This is a genomic window from Micromonospora echinofusca, from assembly GCF_900091445.1.
Classification (GTDB): domain Bacteria; phylum Actinomycetota; class Actinomycetes; order Mycobacteriales; family Micromonosporaceae; genus Micromonospora; species Micromonospora echinofusca.
In genome coordinates, this window is record NZ_LT607733.1 from 2853479 (window position 1) to 2878496 (window position 25018).

At 73.4% G+C, this 25018-nt stretch carries 23 protein-coding genes and 1 riboswitch; of the genes, 10 read left to right on the forward strand and 13 right to left on the reverse strand.

The features are described 5' to 3' along the window. Window positions 1-90 precede the first annotated feature (90 nt). Window positions 91-735, forward strand: coding sequence for a dihydrofolate reductase family protein (locus GA0070610_RS12460; RefSeq protein ID WP_089000185.1), 645 nt, complete (start codon window positions 91-93; stop codon window positions 733-735). A gap of 79 nt (window positions 736-814) precedes the next feature. Here GA0070610_RS12460 and GA0070610_RS12465 read toward each other — a convergent pair whose 3' ends face one another. From GA0070610_RS12465 to GA0070610_RS12495, 7 genes are all read right to left on the reverse strand, one after another. Beyond that, complete coding sequence (locus tag GA0070610_RS12465; RefSeq protein WP_089000186.1) at window positions 815-1147, reverse strand: hypothetical protein; 333 nt, start codon at window positions 1145-1147, stop codon at window positions 815-817. A 195-nt stretch (window positions 1148-1342) separates the two neighbouring features. Continuing rightward, entirely contained in the window at window positions 1343-1828 is a 486-nt protein-coding gene (locus GA0070610_RS12470; RefSeq protein WP_089000187.1) for a hypothetical protein, read from the reverse strand. 119 nt (window positions 1829-1947) lie between these two features. Beyond that, on the reverse strand, window positions 1948-3135 hold the full coding sequence (gene dinB / locus GA0070610_RS12475) for a DNA polymerase IV (protein WP_089003453.1): 1188 nt from the start codon (window positions 3133-3135) through the stop codon (window positions 1948-1950). Window positions 3136-3196: 61 nt separating this feature from the next. Beyond that, entirely contained in the window at window positions 3197-3721 is a 525-nt protein-coding gene (locus GA0070610_RS12480; RefSeq protein ID WP_089000188.1) for a GNAT family N-acetyltransferase, read from the reverse strand. 106 nt (window positions 3722-3827) lie between these two features. Then, the gene (locus GA0070610_RS12485) at window positions 3828-5402 is read right to left on the reverse strand and encodes an FMN-binding glutamate synthase family protein (protein ID WP_089000189.1); all 1575 of its coding nucleotides are present in this window, start codon (window positions 5400-5402) and stop codon (window positions 3828-3830) included. Between the two features lie 84 nt (window positions 5403-5486). Continuing rightward, a complete protein-coding gene (locus GA0070610_RS12490; RefSeq protein WP_089003454.1) occupies window positions 5487-6707 on the reverse strand; it encodes a PP2C family protein-serine/threonine phosphatase in 1221 nt (406 codons plus the stop codon). 54 nt (window positions 6708-6761) lie between these two features. Continuing rightward, the gene (locus tag GA0070610_RS12495; RefSeq protein WP_089000190.1) at window positions 6762-7892 is read right to left on the reverse strand and encodes a peptidoglycan recognition protein family protein; all 1131 of its coding nucleotides are present in this window, start codon (window positions 7890-7892) and stop codon (window positions 6762-6764) included. A 136-nt stretch (window positions 7893-8028) separates the two neighbouring features. Between GA0070610_RS12495 and GA0070610_RS12500 the strand changes: the two genes are divergently transcribed. Beyond that, window positions 8029-8766: a phosphotransferase family protein gene (locus tag GA0070610_RS12500; RefSeq protein WP_089000191.1), complete on the forward strand. Its 738-nt coding sequence runs from the start codon at window positions 8029-8031 to the stop codon at window positions 8764-8766. 11 nt (window positions 8767-8777) lie between these two features. Here GA0070610_RS12500 and GA0070610_RS12505 read toward each other — a convergent pair whose 3' ends face one another. The 4 genes from GA0070610_RS12505 to GA0070610_RS12520 all read right to left on the reverse strand — a co-directional run bounded on the left by GA0070610_RS12505 (window position 8778) and on the right by GA0070610_RS12520 (window position 12406). Beyond that, a complete protein-coding gene (locus tag GA0070610_RS12505; protein WP_089003455.1) occupies window positions 8778-9515 on the reverse strand; it encodes an amino acid ABC transporter ATP-binding protein in 738 nt (245 codons plus the stop codon). A gap of 2 nt (window positions 9516-9517) precedes the next feature. Continuing rightward, window positions 9518-10297 carry an amino acid ABC transporter permease gene (locus tag GA0070610_RS12510; RefSeq protein WP_089000192.1) on the reverse strand — a complete coding sequence of 260 codons (780 nt, stop codon included), beginning with the start codon at window positions 10295-10297 and terminating at the stop codon, window positions 9518-9520. Between the two features lie 40 nt (window positions 10298-10337). Then, on the reverse strand, window positions 10338-11204 hold the full coding sequence (locus tag GA0070610_RS12515) for an ABC transporter substrate-binding protein (RefSeq protein WP_089000193.1): 867 nt from the start codon (window positions 11202-11204) through the stop codon (window positions 10338-10340). Window positions 11205-11473: 269 nt separating this feature from the next. Further along, window positions 11474-11585: riboswitch (SAM riboswitch) on the reverse strand. An 89-nt stretch (window positions 11586-11674) separates the two neighbouring features. Then, a complete protein-coding gene (locus GA0070610_RS12520; protein WP_231926094.1) occupies window positions 11675-12406 on the reverse strand; it encodes an RraA family protein in 732 nt (243 codons plus the stop codon). Window positions 12407-12638: 232 nt separating this feature from the next. Here GA0070610_RS12520 and GA0070610_RS12525 point away from each other — a divergent pair, with 232 nt between their 5' ends. Continuing rightward, a complete protein-coding gene (locus GA0070610_RS12525) occupies window positions 12639-13865 on the forward strand; it encodes an MFS transporter (RefSeq protein WP_089000195.1) in 1227 nt (408 codons plus the stop codon). Between the two features lie 35 nt (window positions 13866-13900). Here GA0070610_RS12525 and GA0070610_RS12530 read toward each other — a convergent pair whose 3' ends face one another. Then, window positions 13901-15502 (reverse strand): sensor histidine kinase, encoded by a 1602-nt coding sequence (locus tag GA0070610_RS12530; RefSeq protein ID WP_197697836.1) that lies wholly within the window; start codon window positions 15500-15502, stop codon window positions 13901-13903. 222 nt (window positions 15503-15724) lie between these two features. Here GA0070610_RS12530 and GA0070610_RS12540 point away from each other — a divergent pair, with 222 nt between their 5' ends. The 4 genes from GA0070610_RS12540 (at window position 15725) to GA0070610_RS12555 (ending at window position 20932) form a co-directional block, all read left to right on the forward strand. Continuing rightward, window positions 15725-17350 (forward strand): serine/threonine-protein kinase, encoded by a 1626-nt coding sequence (locus GA0070610_RS12540; RefSeq protein ID WP_089000198.1) that lies wholly within the window; start codon window positions 15725-15727, stop codon window positions 17348-17350. 46 nt (window positions 17351-17396) lie between these two features. Continuing rightward, window positions 17397-18359, forward strand: coding sequence for a hypothetical protein (locus tag GA0070610_RS12545; protein WP_089000199.1), 963 nt, complete (start codon window positions 17397-17399; stop codon window positions 18357-18359). A 73-nt stretch (window positions 18360-18432) separates the two neighbouring features. Then, the gene (locus tag GA0070610_RS12550) at window positions 18433-19404 is read left to right on the forward strand and encodes a mechanosensitive ion channel family protein (protein ID WP_089000200.1); all 972 of its coding nucleotides are present in this window, start codon (window positions 18433-18435) and stop codon (window positions 19402-19404) included. A gap of 193 nt (window positions 19405-19597) precedes the next feature. Then, window positions 19598-20932 (forward strand): MFS transporter, encoded by a 1335-nt coding sequence (locus GA0070610_RS12555; protein WP_089000201.1) that lies wholly within the window; start codon window positions 19598-19600, stop codon window positions 20930-20932. 45 nt (window positions 20933-20977) lie between these two features. Here GA0070610_RS12555 and GA0070610_RS12560 read toward each other — a convergent pair whose 3' ends face one another. Continuing rightward, the gene (locus tag GA0070610_RS12560; RefSeq protein ID WP_231926095.1) at window positions 20978-21739 is read right to left on the reverse strand and encodes a FadR/GntR family transcriptional regulator; all 762 of its coding nucleotides are present in this window, start codon (window positions 21737-21739) and stop codon (window positions 20978-20980) included. A 145-nt stretch (window positions 21740-21884) separates the two neighbouring features. Here GA0070610_RS12560 and GA0070610_RS12565 point away from each other — a divergent pair, with 145 nt between their 5' ends. From GA0070610_RS12565 to GA0070610_RS12575, 3 genes are all read left to right on the forward strand, one after another. Further along, window positions 21885-23174, forward strand: a complete 1290-nt coding sequence (locus GA0070610_RS12565) for an ABC transporter substrate-binding protein (protein ID WP_231926096.1) — start codon at window positions 21885-21887, stop codon at window positions 23172-23174. 81 nt (window positions 23175-23255) lie between these two features. Then, a complete protein-coding gene (locus GA0070610_RS12570) occupies window positions 23256-24206 on the forward strand; it encodes a carbohydrate ABC transporter permease (RefSeq protein ID WP_197697837.1) in 951 nt (316 codons plus the stop codon). Next, window positions 24203-25018 carry a carbohydrate ABC transporter permease gene (locus GA0070610_RS12575; RefSeq protein ID WP_089000204.1) on the forward strand — a complete coding sequence of 272 codons (816 nt, stop codon included), beginning with the start codon at window positions 24203-24205 and terminating at the stop codon, window positions 25016-25018. The genes GA0070610_RS12570 and GA0070610_RS12575 overlap by 4 nt, the downstream gene beginning before the upstream one ends.

Sequence of the window (25018 nt, forward strand, 5' to 3'; positions counted from 1 at the left end):
CACGGCGCGCGGTCACCCGTCCGGACACGGTCCGTGATCTATCGTGAGTGTCGAGTGCCGGATCGACACCAAACCCACCGGGGGTAGGGCATGGGCCTGATCCACATCGAGCTGTTCGCAACCCTCGACCTCGTCGGGCAGGCGCCCGGCGGTCCCGAGGAGGACCCGGCGGGGTTCCCGTTCGGCGGCTGGCAGGCGCCCCTGCTGGACGCGGTCTCCGGGGCGCAGGTCGCTGCCGCCTACGAGGGCACCGACGCCCTCCTGCTCGGCCGGCGGACGTACGACATCTTCGCCGCCCACTGGCCGCACCAGGAGGGTGGCGAGGACAACGAGATCGCCACGCTCTTCAACCGCGTCCCGAAGTACGTGGCCTCCCGGGGTAGGCCCGACCTCTCGTGGGCCGGCTCCACCCAGCTCGGCCCGGATCTGGTCGGCGCGGTGCGCGAGATCCGTGACCGGCACGAGCACGTGAAGGTCGTCGGGAGCCTGAACCTGGTGCAGACCCTCCTGCGCGAGAAGCTCTTCGACCGACTCGACCTCTGGGTGCACCCGATCGTGCTCGGCGTCGGCAAGAAGGTCTTCGACGGTGGCGCGGTGCCCACGAACGTCACCCTCCTCGAACCGCCGGTGGCCAACCCGCGCGGCACCGTCTACCTGCGCTACGGGCTCGCCGACGGCGCGCCCGCAACGGGGGACATGAGCGCACCCGATCGCGGTGCCGGGCGCGACGACTGAAACCGTCAGGCAGGCGCGGGCCAGGCAGGCCGACGCCGTGGTCCGCGCCTGCCGCCTCACGACCACTTCTACGACAGGCCTAGGCTGCCGACGCGGCCCGCGGCTCGTTCGGCCGGGTGCGCTGCGCCAATCCGGGCGCCGGAAGGTCGGAGCGGCCCTGGCTGCCGGCCGGCCGTGCCGCGTACGGCGACGGCTGCCCGGAGTCGGTCTGGGCCATGCGCAGTGCGCGCTGGGCGTTGTTCCAGGCCGGGCAGGGCCAGGCCTGGCCCGTGCAGAGCAGGTTGCGGCAACCGCCGTCCCCGTCCGGCTCGTGGGCGTCGGCCACGTCCAGGGCGAGCTTCCACAGCAGCGGGTCGGTCACCTCGGCGGGACGGTCTGCCTGACGGTCGGACCGGGCGGTGGTGTCGGACACGAGTTGATTCCCCCTTGAGCGCAGGTGCGATCTGCAACCTTCTCCAGTTTCCACCTCGGCGAAACCTCGGCGCCCCTTCCAGGCTGCGCAACCGGGCGCCGGACGGCTCGCGGGCGTGGGCAGGGTGGCCCAGATCACCGGGCTGCCGGCCTGCACGAGGCGACCACGGCGACACCTGCGGCGGGAACGGGCCCGTCACCCGGAGTGGTGCGGGGCTCGCGAGGGCCGGTTCCGGCGCATCCGCAGCGCCGCGACTGCGGCGACGATCAGCAGGACCGCGAGGGCCGGCCCACCCGCGATGAGCATGAGCCCCGCTCCGATGTTGGCGCCGATCCCGCCGGCGGTCAGCACCCGCCAGGCGAGGCCGAGGAGGGCGCCGGCCGCGACGAGCGGCGCCAGCACCCACCACCACCGGCGGTCGAGACCGCGGCGTGCGGTGGCCCGGAGCAGCCAGGCGAGCGCGAGGACGACGCCGACGCACGCCAACACGCCGACGATGCGGTCTCCCGTCGTGCCGAGGCTCACCGGCCGGATCGCGTAGTCCAACTCGACGCCCTCGGCGGCGAGTTGCCGGGCCTCGTCGCCGGTCAGGTCGCCGATGAGCCACCAGGCCGCCAGCGGGGTGCAGAGAAGCAGGATGAGTGCGGTGATCGGAAACGTCGGTCGCTGCTGCTTCGTCATGCCCGTTGCCTTCTCCCGGCGATCTTGTCCACGTTGCTCGGGTAAGTATGTGGGGGCTTCCAGGGCAGGGCGTGAGCACTCCTACTCAGCGCCGGTCGTACGTCGGCCGGCGCGGCAGCTCAGTCCGGCAGCAGCGGCATCTCCAGGCCGGGGTTACGGCCGAGCAGCACCGCCCGGGTGAGCGCCCCCGACCCGAACCGGTCGCGCACCGCGTCCACGGCCGCGTCCAGGTCCGCCCCCGGGTCGCGCTCGAACGGCAGCGGCGGCTGGACGGGGAAGTCGTCCAGGTTCCCGACCGACACGCCGAGCAGGGTCACGCCTCGCCGCTCGATCTCGGGCAGCGCGGCCCGCAGCAGCGTGCGCGCCGCGCCGAGCAGCGGGACCGTGTCGGCGGTCGCCTTGGCCACCGTGCGGGAGCGCGTCGCGCGGGTGTAGTCGCCGAAGCGCAGGCGCAACGTCACCGTCCGGCCGGACCTCGACGCCGCCCGCATGCGCCGGGTCACCCGGTCGACCAGGCCGGCGAGGATCGCCTCCAGCTCGGCGGGGGAGTGCGGGACCGCGCCGAGGGCGTGCTGCGCACCCATCGAGGAGCGCCGGCGGCCGACCTGCACCGGCCGGGGGTCGCGGTTGTGCGCGAGGGCGTGCAGGTGCCGCCCGACGCCCACGCCGAGCAACGAGACCAGCGTCGCCTCGCCGAGGCGGGCGACCTGTCCGACCGTACGGATGCGTCGCTCGCGCAGCTTCGTGGCGGTCACCGGCCCGACGCCCCACAGCCGCTCCACCGGCAGCGGGTGCAGGAACGCCACCTCCCCGTCGGGCGGGACGACCAGCAGGCCGTCGGGCTTGGCGACCCCGCTGGCGACCTTGGCGAGGAACTTCGTGCGGGCCACCCCCACGGTGATCGGCAGGCCGACCCCCTCACGTACGTCCCGGCGCAGGCGGGCCGCGATGTCGGCGGGCGGGCCGACCAGCCGGCGCAGACCGCCCACGTCGAGGAACGCCTCGTCGATGGAGAGCCCTTCGACGATCGGGGTGGTGTGCCGGAAGATCTCGAACACCGCGCGGCTCGCCGCCGTGTAGGCGGCCATCCTCGGCGGCACGACGATCGCCTCGGGGCAGAGCCGCCGGGCCTGCCGGCCGCCCATGGCGCTGCGGACGCCGCGGGCCTTCGCCTCGTAGCTGCACGCGAGGACGACGCCGCCGCCGACGATGACCGGCCGGCCGCGCAGGCGCGGATCGTCCCGCTGCTCGACCGACGCGTAGAACGCGTCAAGGTCGGCGTGCAGGATACTGGCCTCGCGCGACACGAACACATGTTCGCATGGAACCCGACGGCAGCGGTACTGACCTGCCCGAACGCGTCGCGGCCTACAGCTCGTCGAAGGGGCGGGCGTAGGCGAACCCGCCCCGGATCGACGGCCGCCAGGCGCTCAGCGGGCGGGCCATGAAGTAGCGCGGCCCCCACGGCTGCGGCGGGGTGACGCCGAGGTCGACCGCCGGGCGGAACCCGAAGCGCGGGTAGTAGTCGGGATGCCCGAGCAGCACCACCAACGCCTCCCCGAGCGCATCGGCCGCGCCGAGCACCGCGTGCATCAGCGCGGAGCCGACGCCGTGCCGCTGCCAGGCCGGCAGCACGCCGAGCGGGCCCAATCCCAGCGCTACCGGCTCGCCGGCGACCATGCCCCGGGTGCACACGACGTGCCCGACCACCTGCCCGGCGTCGTCGGCCGCGACGAGGGAGAGGGCCGGCAGCCACCCGTCGTCGGCCCGTAGGGCGTCCACCAACCCCGCCTCGACAGGTACGGCGTCCGGCCTCCCGGGGTCGGCGAAGGCGGCCAGGTGCACCGCCCGGATCGCGTCGACGTCGGCGGGGATCTCACGTCTGATCAGCACCGCGCCACCATAGGCGGGGCGCGCCCTGCGGTGCGCGCGAATATGGCGCGCACCGGAGCATGTGGGAGCCCGCCGGGCCGCTCCACGGCCCGGCCCGGACGGCAGGTCAGGACATCGCGGTCGCCGAGGGCGGGGCGGTGCCGCCCTGCGGGGCCTCCGCCGTCATCAACCGCACGATCTCCGCCCGGTCGGCGGCGGACGGCAGGCCCCACTCGGGGCGGTAGCCGTACACCTCGTGCAGGGGGTGCGAGGCGGTCCGGCCGTCGAGGACCTCGATCGAGTCGGTGTCGATGAGGCCCGGGTGCTCGACGCCGCACGCCTCGGCGACCTTGACCAGGTCCCGGCGCAGCGTCCGGACGTAGTTGGCGGCGCGGACGGACTTCGAGCCGGGGTCAACGCCCCGGGCGAGCCACGGGTTCTGGGTGGCGACGCCGGTGGGGCAGGTGTCGGTGTGGCACTTCTGGGCCTGGATGCAGCCGATCGCCAGCATCGCCTCCCGGCCGACGTTCACCATGTCGCAGCCGAGCGCGAACGCGACCACCGCGTTGTCGGGCAGACCGAGCTTGCCGGCGCCGACGAAGACCACCTGCTCGTGCAGGTCGCGCTCGGCGAAGACCTTGTAGACCCGGGCGAAGCCCTGCTGGAACGGCAGCGACACGGAGTCCGTGAAGATCAGCGGCGCCGCGCCGGTGCCGCCCTCGCCGCCGTCGACGGTGACGAAGTCGACGCCACGGCCGGTGTCACGCATCAGGGTGGTCAGCTCCTCCCAGAAGCCGAGGTCACCCACCGCCGACTTGATGCCGACCGGCAGACCGGTCTCGGCGGCGAGCAGCTCCACCCAGTCGAGCAGGCTGTCGCAGTCGGAGAACTCGGCGTGCCGGGACGGGCTGACGCAGTCGCGCCCCTGCGGGATGCCCCGGGTCGCGGCGATCTCGGCGGAGACCTTGGCCGCCGGCAGCAGGCCGCCGAGGCTGGGCTTCGCACCCTGGCTGAGCTTGATCTCCAGCGCCCGCACCGGCGCGCCGGCGACCAGGTCCCTGAGCCGGTCGAGGCTGAACCGGCCGCGTTCGTCGCGGCAGCCGAAGTACGCGGTGCCGATCTGGAAGACCAGGTCACCGCCCTTGCGGTGGTACGGCGACAGCCCGCCCTCGCCGGTGTTCTGCAGGCAGCCGGCCAGGGCCGCGCCCCGGTTGAGCGCCTCCACGGCGTTGCCGGACAACGAGCCGAAGCTCATCCCGGAGATGTTCACCACCGACTCGGGCCGGAACGCGTGGGCACGGCCCCGGGCGGCGCCCAGCACCTTGGCGCACGGCAGCCGCGCGTCGTGCCCGGCGCCGGGCGTCGACGGCGGGACGGCCCGACCGAAGGTGCGGTGCTTGATGATCGGATATCCGGGCGTGAACTCGATGTCGTTGTCGGTACCGAAGCCGAAGTAGTTGTTCTGCTGCTTCGCCGACGCGTACACCCAGCGGCGCTGGTCGCGGGTGAACGGCCGCTCCTCGTTGTTGCCCGCGACGATGTACTGGCGCAGCTCCGGCCCGATGGACTCCAGCAGGTACCGGGCCCGGCCGAGGACCGGGAAGGTGCGCAGCAACGCGTGGTCGCGCTGGATCAGGTCACGCGCGGCGAGGGCGGCGACGGCGGCGACGGCGGCGGGTACGGCTCGGCTTGCCCACTTCATGCCCGCCACTCTTTCCGCGATCGCCCTCCGCCAAACGGACCGGCGGCCGCGCGGTCGGCGTCGACGACCCGGACGGCGCGCGGATCAGGGCGACGTCGTCAGGCGGTGGACGACCAGCATGGCGATGTCGTCGGTCGGCTGCTCGGCGGCCAGCGCGCCCATCACCGTGGCGCAGACCTGCTCGGCCGGCGCCGGCCGGACCACGTCGGCGAGCCGCCCGAGGCCGACGTCGATGACCTCGTGGCGGCGTTCGACGAGGCCGTCGGTGAAGCAGACGAACACCGCTCCCGGTGGGAACCGCACCTCCGTGTGCTGCCGGGCCGGCGGCCGGCGACCCGTGCCGAGCGGGGGGTCGGCGTGGACCGCGACGGGCTCGCCCGACCGCCCCGGTACGGCGAGGACGGGACGCAGGTGCCCGGCGGCGGAGAGCCGGATGCGGGTGCGGTCGGGGGAGATCATGGCGTACAGCGCCGTGGTCAGGTTGCCGGCCTCGAAGTGGCCGACCTTGCGGTCGAGGAGCGTCAACGCCTCCGCCGGGTCGTCGCAGACCAGCGCGTAGGCGCGCAGCGCGCTGCGGATGCGCCCCATCACCACGGCCGACTGAAGGCCGTGGCCCGACACGTCGCCGATGACCAGGCCCAGCCAGCCCGACGGCAGGACGAACACGTCGTACCAGTCGCCGCCGATCCCGGCGACGTGCCCGGGCACGTAGCGGGCGGCCAGGTCGAGGCCCGGCACGCCGGGCAACTGGGTGGGCAGCAGGCTGCGTTGCAGGGCGAGGGCGGCGCTGTGGTCGAGGTTGTTCGACCGGGCGAGGCTGGCCAGGCTGGCCCGGTCGGCGACCAGCTCCAGCAGGCGTACGTCGTCGTCGGTGAAGTGGCGTTGGCGCAGCGTGCCGACGTGCAGGACCCCGATCAGCTCGCCCCGGGCGAACATCGGCACGCCGAGCAGCGACCGCAGCCCCATCGCCACCAGGACCGGGTTGACCACGCTGCCGGGAACGACGTCCTCGACGGTCACCGGCCGTCGGGTCAGGGCGATGCGGCCGGCGAACCCGCGGCCCACGGAGACACGGAAGCCCTGCCGGACCTCCTCCTCCAGCCCCTTTGCCGCGGTGGCCACGAGCTGCTGGGCGTGCGTGTCCAGCAGGAGGATGGCCGCCGTGTCGACGTCGAGCAGGTCCCGGACACGGTCGAGCAGTTCGTCGAAGAGGTCGGCGGCGTCGAGGCGGGACAGCGTCGCGTCGGTCACGGCCTCGATGCGGCGCAACCGTTCGTCGTCCCCGATGAGGCTCTGCTCGGCCACCACAGGATCCTAGCCCCGTCGACCGCCCCCGCGACCGTGCGGTGCCGGCGCTGGTCAGTGGCGGAACGACCGGCGTACGACGCCGCCGACGAGCGCGCACCAGGTGTCGACGTCCAGCTTGCCGTGGGCCGGCAGGCCGTGGACGCGCTGGAGGTCCTTGACGGCCATCTTGGTCGGGTGGTCGTACTCGCCGGTGGGGGTGACCTCGATGTGGCCCCGGAAGTTCAGCAGGAACTGCACGGCGGTGACCGGCAGGCCGGTGGCGTCCCTGCCCAGCTCCGGCACCAGGGTCTCCCAGGTGGGCGCGGTGAGGGTGGCGTCGACGTCGACACCGATGCCGTTGCGGTACTGCCAGTCCTGCACGGCGGCGACGGTGGCGGCGTCGAAGACGCTGTTGACCGGTACGGCGTAGCCCCGGTGGGCGAGCAGGTACTGCACCACCCGCACGGAGGGGGAGCCGACGAAACGCCACAGGTCCGGCCAGCGGCGGGCCGGCACGTCGCCGAGGTCGGTGCCGAGTTCCTCGAAGACCCGGCGGCGCAGGGTGGGGAACTGCCGGTAGAAGGCGGCCCCGGGGCAGAGCGTGGTACGGAAGTCCCAGTGGCCGAAGATGTCGTGGGCGTGCAGTCCGTACCGCCGGCAGATGGTGGCGCAGAGCGCGACCAGCGAGTCCAGCAGGGCCTCCGGGGGCGTCTCGGTGACGTACGTGCCCTCGTTCTCGATGCCGATGGCGCGGCCGTTCTCGCCCGGGCAGTGCGCCGAGATCATCTGCCGGTCCCCGGCCCGCAGCCGCTCCAGGCTGCCCCGGCGCCCCTCCATGACGTAGCCGCCGCGGCTGATGGTGAAGTGCTGGCCGGTGTCGGACCAGCCGTTGCCGTCCATGTGCAGGTTCTGGCAGTCGCGGGCCAGCTTGACCGCCTGCGCCTCGGAGTGGTCGGTGACGTTGGGGAAGGCCATGTGGTGCACGATGATCTTGTTGGTGGGGATGGCGCTGACCGACAGCGGGTCCGCCGGCGGGCGCGCGCCCCACTCGTCGCAGCTGTAGATCCAGTCCAGGTCGGAGCCGGGGTCCGCGTGGGCGGCGTCCGGCAGGGCGAGCTGGCTGCCGACGACCGCGACCGTGGCGGCGCCGAGGCCGGCGCGCAGCAGGGTCCGGCGGTCCAGTGCGGAATCCTCGACGTGCATGGCGTCTCTCCTCTGCGGCCGGAGGTGGGGGCGGGGGCGGCCCCGTGAAAAGGAACTCCAGGCTTCGCGTGTGCAGTGGAGGATATTGCCAAGACTCGGCGGTGCGCCAGCCTTCTGCGCCTGACAGGATGCCGGGATGCGGCAGGGAGCGGTCGGTCACGTCCGGCTGGTGGAGCGCCAGGGGCGCCGCCTGGTCGAGAAGCGGATGACGGAACCGTCCCGCCACGACGCCGAGGTGCTCGCCCTGCGGGCGCTCGCCCACACGGGCATGCCGGTTCCCGAACTCGTCGAGGTCAGGCCCGGCTCGATCCTCATGACGCTCATGCCGGGTGAACGACTGGACAGCGAAGACGCCGACGTGCGACTCGACGGGCTCCGTGCCTCGGCGACACTGCTCCGTCGGCTCCATGAGCTGCCGCCACCTGACGGGCTGCCGGCCGCGCCGGACGATGCGCTGATCATTCGCCGCTACCGCGACGCCGGAGGCCCCCCGCTTCCGCTCGCCATTCCACCGGCCGGTGCCACGGTGTTCTGTCACGGCGACTGGACCGACGGAAACCTCCTCGCCGCGAACGGCGACATCACGGCGGTCGTCGACTGGGAAGCGGCCCACCTCGGCGACCCGCTCAGAGAACTGTCACGTGCGGCCTGGGGCGCCGCGCGGAAGGACCCGCGGTCGTTCGACGTCCTCGTCGAAGGATATGGAGCTGACCCGGCCACGGTCCAAGCCTGGTTGCCGATCCACGCCGCCGAACTCTGGCTGTGGTTCGCCGAAGCCGGGCCGCCCGAGTACCTCGAAAAGCTCACCGCGGAACTGCGGAGCCTACCGACGCGGACGGACGAGACGTATCGCGCTCTCGTCGACCGCCCCTGACCGGCTCGGCGCTAGAGCACCTGGGAGAGGAAGCGGCGCAGCCGGGGGTGCGCCGCCCGCTCGAAGATCGCGGCCGGCTCACCGGCCTCCAGCACCACGCCGCGATCCATGAACGCCACCGTGTCGGCGACCTCGCGGGCGAAGCCCATCTCGTGGGTCACCACCACCATCGTCATGCCACCGGCGGACAACTCGGCCATCAGCCCCAGCACACCCTTGACCAGCTCCGGGTCCAGGGCGGAGGTCGCCTCGTCGAAGAGCATCACCTGCGGGCGCAACGCCAGCGCGCGGGCGATCGCGACCCGCTGCTGCTGCCCGCCGGAGAGGTGCGCCGGGCGGGCGTCGGCCTTGGCCGCCAGCCCCACCAGCTCCAGGTGGTCGCGGGCGAGAGCCGCCGCCTCGTCCGCGTCGAGCTTGCGGATGCGGCGCAGCGCGAGGGTGACGTTGCGCAGCACGCTCATGTGCGGGAAGAGGTTGAACTGCTGGAAGACCATGCCCACCCGCTGCCGCAGGGCGTCCGGGTCGTCGCCGCGCACGCTGCGCCCGTCGAGCAGCACGTCGCCGCGGTCGGGCTCGATGAGCCGGTTGATCGTACGCAGCAGGGTGGACTTGCCCGACCCGGACGGGCCGATCACGCAGGCCGTCGCTCCGCGCGCCACGTCCAGGTCGACGCCGCGCAGCACCCGGTTCGCCCCGAAGGCGAGGTGCACGTCGCGGACGCTCAGGCTCACCGAGGTCGTCGTGTCGATGCTCATCGCTGGTTCCCTCCCGCCGCGCCCGGCAGCGCCAGGTCGAGGTCGTCGTCGTCGGCGTCGCCGGAGGTGGCCTGCCGGCCGTGCCGCAGCCGCCGGTCGATCCAGTTGACGGCGTGCGTCAGCGGGACCGTCAACGTCAGGTAGAACAGCCCGGCCAGCAGCAGCGCCGACTGGTTGCCGGTGTTGGCCGCGTAGTCCTGCCCGATGCGGAACAGCTCGCGCTGGCTGGCCAGCAGGCCGAGGAAGTAGACCAGGCTGGAGTCCTTGATCAGCGCGATGAGCTGGTTCACCCAGGCCGGCAGCACCCGCCGGATCCCCTGCGGGACGATCACCAGGCGCATCGCCTCGCCCCAGGACAGGCCCAGCGCCCGGGCGCCCTCCAACTGCGCGGCCTCCACCGACTGGATGCCGGAGCGGAAGATCTCGCCGATGTAGGCCGCCGCGATCAGCGACAGGGCCAGGATGCCGAGGGGATACGGGTTGGGTCCCCACACCTGCATCCCCAGCGGCGCCAGGCCGACCCCGATGAGCAGGATCGTCGCCGCGGCCGGCAGGCCGCGGAACACGTCGGTGTAGACCCGCGCCGGCCACCGCAACCATCGCGTACGCGAGATGCCGGCGACGGCCAGCGCCATGCCGAGCACCGAGCCGAGCAGGGCGGCGGAGATCGCCAGGATCAGCGTGTTGGGCAGCCCCACCGTCAGCATCTCGGGCAGCGCCTCGCGCATGGAGTCCGCGTCGAAGAAGGTCTCCCACAGGGTGCTCAACGGATCCATCGTCGCTCCCACCGCCCCGCTCGCTCGTCGTCGCTACGTCTCAGGAGGTGGCCGACGCCGAGACCGACGCCGACGGCACCGGGACCGTGCCGCTGCCCGGCGTGAAGTCGGCCGGGATCGGCCGGCCCGGGTAGTACTGGGCCTGCAGACGGCTCCACGTGCCGTCGGCGATCACCTCGTCGAGGCCCTTGTCCAGCGCCTCGCGCAGCTTGTCGTTGCCCTTGGCGACCGCGTACGCCGTCGGGGCCGGGCTGAGCAGCGTGGCCGCCACCGTGATCTTGCCGCCGCTGCCGGCGGCCGAGGAGTCGCCGATCTCGGCGGGGGCGATCCAGGCGTCGGCCGTACCGGCCTTGAGCTGGTTGATCGCGCCGTTGTAGTCGGGCACCCGGACCGGATCGAGCCCCTCGCCGGTGGCGTAGTCGTCCTGGACGGTGCCCTGCACGACCACCACCCGCTTGCCGGCGAGCTGGTCGAAGCCGGTGATCGACGAGCCAGCCGGCACGTCGAGTCCGAAGTGGCCGAAGTCGTAGCCGTTGCCGAAGTCGACGGTCTTCTTGCGCGCCTCGGTGATCGTGATCGAGGAGCTGCCGACGTCGAACTTGCGGTTGTTGACCTGCGAGAGCAGGGCGGAGAAGTCGGTGCCGACGAACTCCACCTTCAGGCCGACCTTCTGCGCGACCGCGACGAGCAGGTCGTTGTCGAAGCCGGTGAACCTGCCGTCCTTGAGGTAGACGTTCGGCGGGGCGTCGGTGAGCGTGCCGGCGCGCAGCACGCCCGGCTGGAGCAGGCCGTACGGGTTGTCGGCCGCGCCGGCCGCGTCGTCGCCGCAGCCGGTCAGGGTGGTGGCGGCGAGGACGGCGGCCACGCCGAGGGCGGCGGCCCGGGTGAGGGACGAGAGGATGCGCACAGGTGTCTCCGATGAGGTGTCTCCGGCGACGGGCACGGGCGTGCGTCGCCGACGGTGCGCCCGATGGGCGTACCGCTGGGATGGTTCCGGGAAGAGGGGGCGCGCCTAGCGCGCGTCGCCGGGGCGACAGGAGGTGGCGCAGACCCGCATCATGTCGATGTGGCGGCGCCGCGTCAGCGCCGGCGACGCCGGTGCCACGGCGGGAACCGCCGGTGGGGGGAAGGTGCGCAGGGACATGGCTCTCCTCGGTCGGTGTCGACCTGGGAACCAGGCCGCGCTTGCACCGGAGCCGCTCCGATGCCTGGTCTTCACCCGGGGCACCCCTGCGCGGACGAGGGTTGCCGGCCAGCGAGCCGGGGCTTGACGCTGGCGCTCATGACCTGCCGACGAGGCTAGCAGCCCGCCACGCCGGGCCGTCCAGCCGTTATGACCACCCTCACGCGCTCCCGCCGCCCCCGGGGTGGTCCCGGTCACTCCTCGATCGCCCCGCCGACGCGGCGCAGGTGCTGCCGGAAGGTGAGCCCGGGCTCGGCGGCGCGACGGGCCAGGTAGTCGGCGAAGGCGGTCTGCTCCCGCAGCGTCTCCCCGGCACGGATGCGCCGGGCCTGGAGCCGTTCGACGGTGCCGATGCGCTCCGCCGCCGCGAACAGCTCCGCGGCCCGCGCGGCGGGCAGGAACAGCAGCCCGTCGTCGTCGGCGACGACGAGGTCGTCGGCGGTCACCAGGTGCGGCCCCACCCGGGCGCTGGTGAGCGTCTCCGCCTCCCGCGGGTCGAGCCGGGCCGGCCCTGCCGGCAGGCTGCCGTAGCTGAAGACCGGCAGGCCGATCTCCACCAGCTCCGGCGTGTCCCGGTGCAGGCCCCAGACGACGAGGCCGGCGATCCCGGCCGCGACGCCCTCCAGGACCGCCAGGTCACCGACGCACGCCTCGTCGCTCCGGCCGCCGTTGTCGATGACGAGGACGTCACCGGGGGCGGCGGTGCCGTACGCCTCCAGGAACACGTCCACGCTGCCGTGATGGCGCACCGGCAGCACCCGGCCCACGAGGCGGTGACCGGGCACGACCGCCCGGATCCCGGCCGGCGCCGCGCGCGGGGGCACGCCGAGGCGTACGCAGGCGTCGGCGATCAGCGGGGTGGACAGCTCGGCGAAGCGCTCCCGCATGACGTCCTCCCGGCGGCGTGGTGGTTCGTGGGTCGTCATCGTAGGGAGCACGGGTGCCGACGCGGCGAGGTCCAATCCGGTGCCGCTGGCTCGGACCTAGACTGTCCACGTGATCCCGATCGAGGCCGTCGCCGTCGCCTACGGCCGCTGGATCACCCCCGACCTGCCGCTGTACGGCAACGACCACCAACGCTCCGACTTCGCTCCCTGACCGGCCCGGTGCCACGCCGCCCGCCGTTCACCTCCGCCACACCTTCGGGAGCGCTCCGCCATGCCCACACCCGACCACACCGGCGTCGTACCACCCGCCGCCGCCGACCCCACCGACACCTCCGCCGTCGCGGTGCTCCGGGCGCCACGGGCCGCCCGGGTCCTGGCGGCCAGCCTGCTCGGCCGGATCCCGCTCGGCGCGGCCCCGCTGGCCCTGCTGGTGTTCGCCCGCGAGACGATGACGCTGACCGTCGCGGGCCTGCTCGTCGGCGCGTTCACCGCCGGCACCGCCGTGGGCCAGCCGATGCTCGCCCGGATGGCGCAGCGCTGGCGACAGCCGCCGGTGCTGTGGCTGTCCGTGACGGCGTCGACGATCGGCTTCGCCCTCACCGCCGCGCACGTGAACCTGCCGGTGACGGTGTGCGCCGCCGCCCTGGCCGGGGCGGGCGCGCCGCCGTTCGAGTCGTGCCTGCGGGTGCTCTGGCGCGACCTGCTCCCCGCGCACCGCGTGCAGACCGCGTACACCCTGGACATCGCCGTCCAGGAGCTGATCTTCATCCTCGGCCCGGTGGTCACGCTCGCCGCCGTGGGCCTGGCCGGCCCGGCCGGCGGCCTGGCCGCCGCCGCGCTCCTGCAGGCCGTCGGCACCGCGTGGTTCGCCACGACCGACGCGGTGCGTCGCTGGCGGGGCGAGTCGGCCGCACGCCACTGGGCCGGGCCGCTGCGTGCCGGCCGGCTCCGGCTGGTGCTCGGCGCGTTGCTGCTGGTCGGCGCGGCGGTGGGCAGCGTGACGGTCGCCGCGACCGGATACGCCGAGGCGGCCGGAGCCCGGTCCTGGGCGGGCTGGCTGCTCGCCGCGCAGGCCACCGGGGCGCTGGTCGGCGGCCTGCTCTACGTACGCTTCGGCGGGCTGCGCCGGCACGCCACGCTGCCCCGCGCGGTCGGCGTCTTCGCCGTCGGCTACCTGCCGTTGCTGCTCACCCCGACCCCGGCCGCGATGCTGGGGCTGATGGCGGTCAGCGGGCTCGCGCTGCCGGCGCTGCTGACCATCGCCTTCGTCGCGATCGACGACGTGGCTCCCACCGGCACGGTGGCCGAGGCGTTCGCGTGGGCGGCGACGGCGTTCTCGGTGGGCAGCGCGGGCGGCGCGGCGGTGGCCGGTGCCGTGCTGGACGCGGCGGGGGAGGTGACCGTCGGCTTCCTGATCGCCCCGCTGAGCGCCGTCGCGGCGTGCGGGATCGCGCTGGCCGCCACCCGCGCCGCCGGCGGCGGTCGGTCGGCGAGCTGATCGAGGGGCCGGTCCCCGGGGCGCCGGGGTCGGGCTCAGACCCCGGCCGCCGACTCCTCGGCTGGCTGGCCCGGCTGTCCGGGTACGACCGCCGCCGGCACCCGCGGCAGCGTGAACACGAAGCGGGTCCCGTCGCGGTACGCCTCGTCCAGGCTCAACGTCCCGCCGTGGTACTCGACGACCTTCTTGCACACCGCCAGCCCGATGCCGGTGCCCGGGTACGCGCCCCGGGGGTGCAGCCGCTGGAAGATGACGAAGATCTTCTCCGCGTACCGGGGGTCGATGCCGATGCCGTTGTCCTCGACGGCGAAGGACCAGCCCTGGGCGGTGTCCGTCACGGTCACCCGGATGCGCGGCGCCCGGTCCGGGCTGCGGAACTTGACCGCGTTGCCCAGCAGGTTCTGCCACAGCATGGTCAGCAGGGTCGGCTCGCCCCGTACGGTGGGCAGCGGGTCGCGGTCGATCGTCGCGCCCGACTCCTCCACGGCCCGGGACAGGTTCGCCTCGGCCTGCGCGAACACCTCGGCCAGGTCGACCTCCCGCTCGTCGCCGTAGACCCGGCCGATCCGGGAGAAGGTGAGCAGATCGTTGATCAGCTCCTGCATGCGGCTCGCCCCGTCGACGGCGAAGCCGATGTACTGCCGGGCCCGGTCGTCGAGCTGGTCGGCGTAGCGGCGCTCCAGCATCTGGCAGAACGACGCCACCTTGCGCAGCGGCTCCTGAAGGTCGTGCGAGGCGACGTACGCGAACTGCTCCAGGTCCTCGTTGGAGCGGCGCAGCTCGTCCGCCTGCTGTTCCAGGGCGTCGCGGTCGTGCTGGCTGCGTTCCCAAGCCTCCACGACCGCGCGGCGCATCGTCTCCACGTCGCTGGTCAGCCGGGCGATGTCGGCCGGACCGTCGGGCCGCAGCCGGTGCCGGAAGTCGCCGCCAGCCACCTGACGCACCGAGGCGCCCAGCCGGTCCAGGGGCCGCAGCACCCGCGTACGCACCAGCACGGAGCCGACGATCCCGCACACCAGCAGGGCCGCGAGGATCGCCACGAAGGTCAGGTCCCGCAGCGCCCGGGCGGCGTCGAGGTCGTCCCGACCGGCGTCGCGGATCCCGTCCAGGCGGCCGACCAGCCCGGTCAGCTCGGCGCGCACCGCCGCGAAGGTCTGCGCGTCCCCGGTCACCAGCGGCGCCAGCTCCTGCGGCGTGGCGCCGGCCTGCCGGGAGGCGATCAGGCGTTCGGCGAACTCCGCGCGCCAGCGGTCGGCCAGCCGACGCGCCCGCTCCAGGTCGCCCAGCGCCTCCGGCTCGTCGGCGAGCAGGACGCGCAGCCGCGACATGGTGGTGCGTTCGCCCTCGACGCCCTGCCGGTACGAGTCGAGGAAACGCGGATCGGCGGTGACGACGTGGCCGCGTACGGCCGCCGCCTGGGCGAGCAGGCCGCTGTCGAGCTGGCCGACGGCGGTGCGGGCCGGGGCGATCCGGTCGGCGAGATGGTTGGAGACCCCGGCGGTGTGCCGCAGCGCGGCGGCGCCGGCCCCGCCGCCGAGCAGGACGATGGCGGTCATCGTCAGCAACAGGACAGTGAGCCACCGGCGGGTCGTCATCGGACGACGGGTCGCTGCCTCGGGAGTCGCCTCGCTGCCCACGACCTGCACCTTAGTGCAGTCGACGGGGCGCGGGCGCGGGATGCTTGCCCCCGGGTGCTACCAGTGGCGTGTGTCCGTAACCGACCATGCCGCCGTCCACCGGCACGCCCCGGACGTCCGGGGGCCGGAAGCAGCCGTTGCGCCGATGGCCGCGCCGGCTCCCGCGATCACAATGGCGACCGGGGGCGGCCCCACCGCCCCCGGCGCGGGGGAGGTGTACGCGTGAGCGGCTGGCAGGTCTCCGGCTACCGTCCGGTGCGGCAGCTCGGCGCCGGCGCGTCCGGCCGGGTGGACCTCGCCGTGCACGACGCGACCGGCACACCCGTCGCGATCAAGTACCTCACCGGCGGGATCGGCGACGATCCGACGTTCCGCACCGCGTTCCGCGCCGAGGCCCGGCTGTTGGCCGAGATCGACGACCCGCACGTCTCCCGCCTCTACGAGTACGTCGAGTCGCCCAGCGGGGCGGCGATCGTCATGGAGCTGGTCAACGGGGTGTCGCTGCGGCAGATGCTGCGCGCGCACGGACCGACGACGCCGGAGTCGGCGCTCTGCGTCCTCAAGGGCTCGCTGGCCGGGCTCGGCGCGGCGCACGCCAGGGGCGTCGTGCACCGCGACTACAAGCCGGAGAACGTGCTGGTCACCGCCGAGGGCACCAGCAAGCTGGCCGACTTCGGCATCGCCATGCCGGTGGGCGGGAGTTCGGGGGTCAGCGTCACCGGCACTCCCCGTTACATGGCGCCCGAGCAGTGGACGGGCGCGCCGGCCAGCCCGGCCTGCGACATCTACGCGGCCACCGCCACCTTCTACGAGTGCCTCACCGGCCGGCCGCCCTTCGACGGGCGGGACCTGCCGACCCTGCGCCAACAGCACGCCCGCGCGCCGATCCCCACCGACCCGGCTCCCGTTCCGGTGCACGACCTGCTGCGGCACGGCATGGCGAAGCAACCGGCCGAGCGACCGCAACCCGCCCAGGTCTTCCTGGCCGTGTTGGAGCAGGTGGCGGCCGAGGCGTACGGGCGGCGGTGGGAGGAGCGCGGCCTGCGCGAACTGGCCCGGAGGGCGGCCCTGCTCGCCGCCCTCCTGCCGTTCCCGGACGGCACGGGCGGGGCCACCAGCCTGGCCAGCACCACGTTCGGCGGGGAGTCGGGCCGGTGGACGTGGCTACGATCCGGCCGGGCCCGCGCGGCGCTGGCCGGCGGCGGGCTGGCGGCGGCGCTCCTGCTGGGTGGCGCCGGGCTCAGCTACGCCGGCCGCGAGGAGCCGTTGCCCGCCGCCGCGACCCCGCCACCCGACGTGCCGGCGGCCCCCACGGGCGCGCCGTCCGTCCCGGCCACCCCGACGACCGGGGCGACGCCGACGCCGGACCTGCCCGCCACTGCCCCGGCCCCGACCGCGACGACGGCGGCGCCGGACGGCACGGGCGCCCCGGCGACGTCCGCCCCCAGCCCCGCCGCACCGACCGCGTCGACCAGCGCCAGCGCCGCGCCGGTGGACACCGTCGCGCCCTCCGTCGGGCGGGTGACGGCCAGCCCGGACGAACTCGACCCCCGGGGCTGCCCGTACGGACCCACGTCCAGCACGGTGTCCGCTGTCGTCTCCGACGACCGTACGGCCGCGGGGGAGCTGCGGGTCAGCCTCCGGTACACGGTGGACGGTCGTACGACCGAGGTGCCCATGGCGTCGGGCGCGCGCGGAGTGTTCCGGGGCGTCCTGGGTGACCTGCCCCGGCCGGCGGAGACCACCCGGATCCCGGTCCGGGTCGTCGCCGTGGACGAGGCCGGCAACACCTCGGCCGAGGGTTCGCCGGTCCACGTGACGCTGCATCCGTACTGCACGCCGGGCTGACCCCGGACACCTCGATGCCGACCACGACGATGGAGGACGGGCCGCCGTGACCCAGCCGAACGACCCCACCGAGGCGCTGCCCACCCATCGGCGGCCGGCGGACGCCGCGGAAACCACCCGCCTCGTGGTCCACCGCCCGCAGCCACCGACCGAGCCGACCGTGCACCTGCCAACGGGTGACGCGACGGTCCACCTGTCGGCCGGGGAGCCCACGGCGCGTCTGGTTCCGGGCGACGCGACCGTGCACCTGTCGGCCGGCGAAGCCACGGCGCGCCTGGCCCCGGGTGACGCGACGGTCCACCTGTCGTTCGGCGAGCCGACCGGGTCGTCGGCTTACGGTGAGGTGACGATGCCGCAGCGCGCCGTCGGCGGGGGGACCGGGACGTGGCCGGCGGCGCAACCCGCGTCGGGGGAGTGGACCGCCCGGGCGACGACCGTGGGAGGCGGGCACGCGGCCGGCACCGGGCCCGGGCCGGGCACTCTCTTCGGCGGGCCCACCGGCGCCGCCGCCCCGTCCGGCGGGCAGGTGCGGTTCGGGCCGGGCGTGCCGACGACCCCGCCGCCGGCGCCCGCGTGGCCGTCGCCGCCGCGGCGGCGGTCGGCGTGGCGGACGGTGACCTCGGTGCTGTCCACCCTGCTGACCGTCGCGCTGCTCGCCGCCGTCGGCCTCTACCTCTGGCAGCGGATCAGCCCGCTGGAGGTGACCGGGGTGACGCTGGCGGTTGCCCAGCCGGCCGGCGAGCGGTGCGACGTCACGATCGACGTGGTCGCCACCGTGTCGACCAACGGCCGGGCCGGGGAGATCCGCTACCAGTGGCTGCGCACCGGCAGCGCGCCCGGCAGCCTGCTGACCGAGCGGGTCGGGCGCGGCCAGCGCACCGCCGAGCTGACGCTGCGCTGGACCTTCAGTGGCGTGGGCACCACGACCGAGACGGCCACGGTCAACATCACCTCACCCGCTCCGGTGCAGGCCCAGACCCCGGTGTCCTACGACTGCCGGCGCCGCTGAGCGGGGGTTTCCCGGGCCGTCGCCGGGGGTAGGTCGGGCCGGACGAACCCGGATGCCGTGTGGAGGACTACCGATGAGAGACAACTTCGGCGACGCGGTGGGGGACGCCCTCCGGTCGGTGATGCTGTTCCTGCCCAAGGCCGTCGCCTTCGTGGCGATCCTGGTGGCCGGCTGGCTGATCGCCAAGGCCGTACTGAAGATCGTGGACAAGGTGCTGGAGCGGGTGGGCTTCGACCGTGCCGTGGAACGCGGCGGGATCCGTCGCGCCCTGGCCCGCTCCCGGTACGACGCCAGCGACATCGTCGCCAAGCTCGCCTACTACGGGGTGCTGCTGGTGACCCTCCAGCTGGCCTTCGGCATCTGGGGTCCCAACCCCATCTCCGACCTGATCGCGGGCGTGATCGCCTGGCTGCCCCGCGCCTTCGTCGCGATCGTCATCGTCGTGGTCGCCGCCGCCATCGCCAACGCGGTGAAGGACATCATCAGCGGTGCCCTGGGCGGGCTGTCGTACGGCCGGCTCCTCGCCACCATCGCCTCCGTGTTCATCCTCGGGCTGGGCGTCATCGCCGCGCTCAACCAGATCGGCGTGGCCACCGCCGTCACCACTCCCGTGCTGATCGCGGTGCTGGCCACCGTCGGCGGCATCCTCGTCGTCGGGGTGGGCGGCGGGCTGGTCCGTCCCATGCAGAGTCGCTGGGAGTCGTGGCTGAGCCGGGCCGAGCAGGAGTCGCGGCAGATCGCCACGCACGCCCGCGCCTACCAGGCCGGGCGCCGCGACAGCGAGGCGCACCTCGCCGCCGGGACCACGAGCGGCGACCCGGATGCCACGCAGGTGGTGTCCGGCCCCCGTGTCGTCGCGGACCCCGACGCCACCCAGGTGGTCTCCGCCTCCCGCGTCGACGCCGACCCGACCGTGCCGGTGCCGCGGCAGGGCGAGGCGGACACCACCCAGGTCACCTCGCCCGCCGCAGCCCGTCCGGCCGCCGAGGACAGCGAGGCCACCATGGTCATCCCGCCGATGGGCGGCGAGCAACGCCGCCGCTGAGCACGACGCCGGGGCGGGATCCGACCGGGTCCCGCCCCGGCGTGTGTCCGGCGAAGGGTGTGCCCGTCCGGGCCGGCGCGACTACGATCGCCGGCATGACGTGGCGATGTTGATGCACTGCTAGGGGCCACTGCCGTGGGCCGCCGCGGTCGCCGTACGTCCGGCGTCCGCTTCGTCCCCACAGGAAGGTCCCATGACTGTCCACCCTCCGCGCGTGTCCGACGCGCGCGTCCGCCGGCTGGCGGCCACCCTCTACGGGTACGCGTTCCTCAGCGAACTCGTCCTGCTCTATCCGCTGTACGCGCTGCTGTTCAGTGACACCGGCCTGTCGGTCTGGCAGATCTCGTCGCTGTTCGTGATCTGGTCGGCCGCCAGCATCCTGCTGGAGGTGCCCTCCGGCGCGTTCGCCGACGCGGTGTCCCGGCGGCTGCTGCTCGCCCTCGCGCCGCTGGTCACCGCCGCCGGCTTCGCCCTCTGGGTGCTCGTGCCCTCGTACCCGGCCTTCGCCGTGGGGTTCGTGCTCTGGGGCGCCGGCGGGGCCCTCGCCTCGGGCGCGCTGGAGGCGCTGGTCTTCACCGAACTCGACCGCCTCGGTGCCGCCGGCCGCTACGCCCGCGTCATCGGCCGGGCGAAGACCGCCGAGACGCTCGGCGTGCTCGCCTCGATCCTGCTGGCGGGCCCCGCGTTCGCCCTCGGCGGCTACCCGGCCGTCGGCGCGGCCAGCGTGCTGGCCTGCCTGCTCGCCGCCGCCGTCGCCACCCGCCTGCCGGAACACCGCCGGCCGATGACCGCCGCGCCCGCCACCTCCGTGCCCGCCGGTGCCGAGGTCGACGCGGGAGCCGATCCGACCGGCCGCGACGGCGCGACGGACGAGGAGGACCTCGGCTGGTGGGCGAGCCTGCGCGCCGGGCTGGCCGAGGTCCACGCCGACCGGGCCGTGCGCGCGGCGGTGCTGCTGGTGGCGGTCGTGGCGGCGGTCTGGGGCGCCCTGGACGAGTACACCCCGCTGCTGGCCCGCGACACCGGCGTCGGCGAGGCGACCGTGCCGCTGCTGCTCCTGTTCACCTGGGTGGGGGTGGCCGTCGGCGGCCTGCTCGCCCCGGCGGGGGAGCGGCTGACCGGCCGGGGGTACGCCGGCCTGCTGGCGCTGTCGGCCGTGGCCCTGGCCGCCGGTGCGCTGCTCGCCCGGCCGCTCGGCTTCGCGCTGGTGGCCGCCGCGTTCTGCGGCTTCCAGCTCGCCACCGTGCTCGCCGACGCCCGGTTGCAGGCCCGGATCACCGGGGCCAGCCGGGCCACCGTCACCTCGTTGGCCGGAATGGCCACCGACGTCACGATCATCGCGGTCTACGGCGGGTACGGCCTGCTCGCCACCGGGGCCGGCAACGGGGTCGCGTTCGCGGTGGCCGCGGTGCCGTACCTCATCGTGGCACTGCTCCTGGTGGTGCGCGTCGGCCGGCCGACGCGCCCGCGGCCGGCGGGCGGGGCGCAGCCGGGCGGCGGGCCGCAGCATCCGGGCCGCGCCGGCTGACCGGGGGACCGGCGGCGGTCCCCGCAACCGCCGCCGGGTCGCGGGTCAGGCGCCGGCGGTCTCGCCGGTCTGCTCCCAGATCGAGCTCATCTCGTCGAAGGCCTGCTCCATGAGCTGCACCATGGCGCGTCGGGCGCGGTCGCCGTCGCGCCGCTGGATCGCCTGGGCCACCTCGGCGTGCAGCTGGAGGGCCTGCTCGTGCGGGTGGTGCGGCATGAGGTGGTGCTGGTGCCGGCCGGTGAGCACCTCGGCGATCAGGTCCTGCAACCGGACGAACATCTCGTTGCCCGAGGCCACCAGGATCCGGCGGTGGAATTCTATGTCGAGCTGGAGGAAGCGCTCCTCGTCGCCGGCCTTGCCGGCGGCCCACATCTTCGCCGCCAGCCCGACCAGGTCGCTCGCCTCGTCGTGGCCGACCCGGCTGGCGGCCAGCCAGGCGGCGTGCGGCTCGACGGCGGTACGCAACTCGGTGATCGAGCGCAACTGCACGATGCGCCCGGCCGAGGCGAGCCGCCAGCGGATCACCTGCGGATCGAAGACGTTCCAGTGTTCCGACGGGCGGATCATGACCCCCACGCGGCGGCGGGTCTCGATGAAACCGATCGAGGCGAGTACGCGCAGCACCTCGCGGACGACCGAGCGGGACACCGCGTAGCGGTCCACCAGGTCGTCGATGTTGAGGACCGACCCGGGCGCCAGTTCCCCGTCGCAGATGGCCGTGCCGAGGCGGTCGAGGACGCGTGCGTGCAGGCCAGCCTCGACAGGGGCGAGCTGGGCGGCCACAGCCCCCGGAGAGGACGATTCCACGCGACGGAGCATATCAGTTAGGTCTACCCCTTGTATAAGTCTGCTTTTTCGGCCTAGCATCCCGAAGTTAAGCGGATGTAAACCGCGAGGTGGCGGCCCACCCATCGGGGCGGCGGCCACGGCCACGGCATAAGGAGAGTTGGACGTGAGACGTCGATCAGTTATCGGGACTTCCCTGGCGATGGTCGTCGCCCTCGGCCTGTCCGCCTGCGGTGGCGGCGGGGACGACGCCGGCGGCTCGAACACCGTCCGGGTCACGCTGGTGAACCACGTCTGGACGGAGAACATCAAGAAGGCGCTGCCGGAGTTCGAGAAGCAGTCGGGCCTGAAGGTGGAGGTCACCCAGCTCGGTGAGGACCAGCTCTCCGACCAGTACAACGTCAAGCTCAACGCCGGGTCCACCGACCTGGACGTGATGATGTACCGGCCGCTTCAGGAGGGGAAGCTGTTCGCCAAGAACAAGTACCTCGCCGACCTGACCGAGAAGAGCAAGTCGGACAGCGCGTTCGAGGTCGGTGACTTCCAGGCCGGGCCGGTGCAGGCGACCACGTACGAGGACAAGGTGGTCGGCGTGCCGATCATCACCGAGCAGGAGGTCCTCTACTACCGCAAGGACCTGCTGGAGAAGTCCGGCTTCACCGCCCCGCCGAAGACCCTCGACGAGCTCAAGGCGCAGGCGGCGAAGGTCGAGGCGGACAACCCGGGCGTGGCGGGCTTCGTGGCCCGTACCGGCAAGTCGGCCGCGGTCACGCAGTTCTCCAGCTTCCTGTACAGCTTCGGCGGCGACTTCGTCGACGCCAGCGGCAAGGCCTCGGTCAACACCGAGCAGGCCAAGCAGGCGTACGCCTACTACGGCGGCCTGCTGCGCGAGCACGGCCCGGAGAACATCAGCACCGACATGAGCTGGTCCGAGGCGATGGCGATCTTCACCCAGGGCAAGGCGGCCTTCTACACCGAGGCCAACTCGCTCTACAAGAACGCCACCGACCCGACCAAGTCGAAGGTCTCCGACACCGTCGGGTTCGCGGCCTTCCCGGCCGGCCCGGCCGGCTCGAAGCCGTACAACGTCCCCTCCTGGGCGCTCGGGGTCAACGAGGCGTCGAAGAACCAGGACAACGCCTGGAAGTTCATCCAGTGGGCGGCCGGCAAGGAGCAGGCGCTGGCGCAGCAGAAGGCCGGCGTGCCCAGCGCCCGTACCTCCGTCTGGGAGAACCCGGAGGGCGCCGCGACCTACCCGAAGGACCTCGCCGAGGCCACCACGGTCAGTACCGCCAACGGCGTGGGCCACGACCGTCCGCTGGTCGAGAAGGTCGCCCAGGCGCGGGAGATCGTCGGTCAGCCGATCGTCGACGCGATCACCGGCAAGGACGCGGCAGCCTCGGCGGACGCTGCCAACGAGGCGTTCCAGAAGTTCCTCGACGACGAGGCGAAGTAGCCCGAACCGCAGGTGGCGGAGCCGACCGGCTCCGCCACCGCGCGTCGGGACGCTGGCCCTGACCCCCACCCCGGAGACCTCATGTCAGCCGTCACCACACCCGTCACACGATCGCCCGAGGCGCGCCCGCCGTCCCCCGAGACCCCGGCCTGGTCGCGCTGGGCCAACGAGCACCGCAAGTGGCTGTTCGCGGCACCCGCCATGATCTTCGTCGCGGTGCTGATCATCTTCCCGGTGGCGTGGACCGGATACCTCAGCCTGACCGACGCCGAGGGCTCGGTCCGCGCCGAGAGCGAGTTCATCGGCTTCCAGAACTACCTCGACGTGCTCCGCGACACCGACCGGTTCTGGCCGGCCGTGTGGCGCACCGCGCTCTTCACCGGCGTCGTGCTCTTCTTCGAGGTCGTCCTCGGCATGGCGATCGCCCTGCTGCTGTGGCGGCCGTTCCGCGGTGAGAAGTGGGTCCGGGTCGCGATCCTCCTGCCGCTGGTGGCCACCCCGGTCGCGGTCGGCATGATGTGGCGGCTGATCTTCGACCCCAACATCGGGATGGCGAACCAGGTGCTCGGCTGGGTCGGCATCGGCCCGCAGCCCTGGCTCTCCGGGCAGAACTCGGCGCTGCCCACGACGATGTTCATCGACATCTGGCAGTGGACGCCGATGGTCGTGCTGATCCTGCTCGCCGGCCTGACGTCGCTGTCCGACGAGCCGCAGGAGGCGGCGCTGATCGACGGCGCCAGCACGTGGCAGCGGTTCCGGCACGTCACGCTGCCCCTGCTGATGCCCACCGTGATCGTGGCGATCCTGCTGCGCGGCATCGACGCGCTGAAGACCTTCGACATCCTCTACGCCACCAAGGGGCGCGGCGGCGGGTCGTTCCACGAGGTGGAGACCCTCAACGTCTACGCCTACGGCCTCAGCTTCGACTACAACGACTACGGCGTCTCATCGACCGTCCTCATCATCTTCTTCCTGATCATCATCGGGGTGATGTGGGCCCTGACCTACCGCAAGAAGGGGCTGAACCGATGAAGCTGCGCAGGCCGTACAAGGTCTTCCGGACGGTCGCCCTCGTCCTCGTGGTGCTGTCGCTGATCGCGCCGCTGGTCTGGATGGTCGCCGCGTCGTTGAAGACGAACGTCGACATCTACGACACCGAGAAGGCGTTCGTCTTCTCCCCGACGCTGGACAACTACTCCAACGTCCTCCAGCAGGCCAACTACATCCAGTTCATCGGCAACAGCCTCTGGGTGGCGCTCGCCGCCACCGTGCTGTCGCTGCTGCTCGGGGTGCCGGCCGCGTACTCGATGAGCCGCTTCAACATGAAGAAGTCGGCGCTGGTCGTGCTCATGGCGCGGGTCATCCCCGGCGTCTCGCTGCTGGTGCCCTGGTACTACGTCTTCTCGAACCTGCAGATGGTCGGCGGGTTCACCGTGCTGATCCTCAGCCACATGTTCGTGTCGCTGCCGCTGATCGTCTACATCATGATGGGCTACTTCGACGGCCTGCCGACCGAGCTCGAGGAGGCGGCGCTCGTCGACGGGCTGACCCACATCGGCGCGTTCCGGCGGATCACCCTGCCGCTGTCGGTGCCGGGCATCGCCACCGCCGGCATCCTGTCGTTCATCTTCTCCTGGAACAACTTCATGTTCGCCCTCGTGCTGTCCGGGGCCGACACCAAGACGCTCCCGGTGGCGATCTTCGACTTCGTCGGTTACGCCAGCATCGACTGGGGCGGCCTGATGGCGGCGGCGACCGTGGTCACCCTGCCGATCATGCTGATCGCCCTGTTCGTGCAGAAGTACGTCGTCTCCGGCCTCACCGCCGGCGCCACGAAGGGCTGA